This is a genomic window from Halomonas citrativorans (assembly GCF_014898005.1).
Lineage (GTDB): Bacteria > Pseudomonadota > Gammaproteobacteria > Pseudomonadales > Halomonadaceae > Vreelandella > Vreelandella citrativorans.
The window spans coordinates 1-701 of sequence record NZ_JABUYX010000069.1 but is presented as its reverse complement, the minus strand read 5'-3'; the positions used below and the strand labels follow the sequence as shown (position 1 = coordinate 701).

Genomic DNA, 701 nt, shown 5'->3' with positions numbered 1-701 from the left:
CAGTTCCGAAAACTCACCAAGACCAAGGGTGGGTTTGCCAACGAAAATAGCCTGTTGAAACTGCTGTATGCGGGTATTCTCAAGGCCTCTGAACGCTGGACTCACCCTGTGCAAAATTGGAACCTGACGCTGTCGCAAATGGCGATACATTTCCCAAAACGCCTGGACGGTCATATCGACCTATAATGACCAAACTGACACAAAGTTTTGAACACCCTCGCGACATGGCCTATTTCATGAGCAATAACGTAACGCACCTCATCGTCGGTCATTTCGTCCATTAACCCACTGTATAACCGGATGGAACCATTGGGCACTGCAAACGCATTAATTTCGGAGACCTGATAAACGTTAAAATCGAGCGTATGGCCTTCAACAACTTCCCAGCCTTGAGTCAGATTTTGCAAACGCTCGGCATACGGGCTGTTAGTGGCAACAAGCTGGTTTTCATTATCAAGTTGGGCAATGGTTTGATCACCCATTTGCTGTATTTGCTGGTCTGACATCATGGCGGCGCCCGCCATATTGGTGCCCGCTGATACAAGACCGCCAAAATCAGCGCCTGATTGGCAGCCGCTAATAGCAAATGTTGCCGCTAAACTTAAAGCACAAAATGTTTTACGCCCTAGCCTGGATTTCTCATAGTACCTCAGCCAGTACCGCACTCAGGCTGTAACACCGCTAAACACCTACTGGCTCGA

General features: G+C 48.5%; 1 protein-coding gene and 1 pseudogene. One reads left to right on the top strand and one right to left on the bottom strand.

Translation table 11 applies throughout. From position 1 onward, the window contains the following. Positions 1-186: pseudogene (locus INT20_RS17945) on the top strand (IS256 family transposase); the annotation flags it as partial. Here the strand turns inward: INT20_RS17945 and INT20_RS17940 are convergent. Further along, a complete protein-coding gene (locus INT20_RS17940; RefSeq protein WP_226912254.1) occupies positions 171-509 on the bottom strand; it encodes a M48 family metalloprotease in 339 nt (112 codons plus the stop codon). The pseudogene INT20_RS17945 and the gene INT20_RS17940 sit on opposite strands and share 16 nt — an antisense overlap. Positions 510-701 lie beyond the last annotated feature (192 nt).

Coding starts and splice junctions, on each gene's coding strand:
- INT20_RS17940 (WP_226912254.1), bottom strand. CDS start 509: ATGATGTCAGACCAGCAAATACAGCAAATGGGTGATCAAACCATTGCC.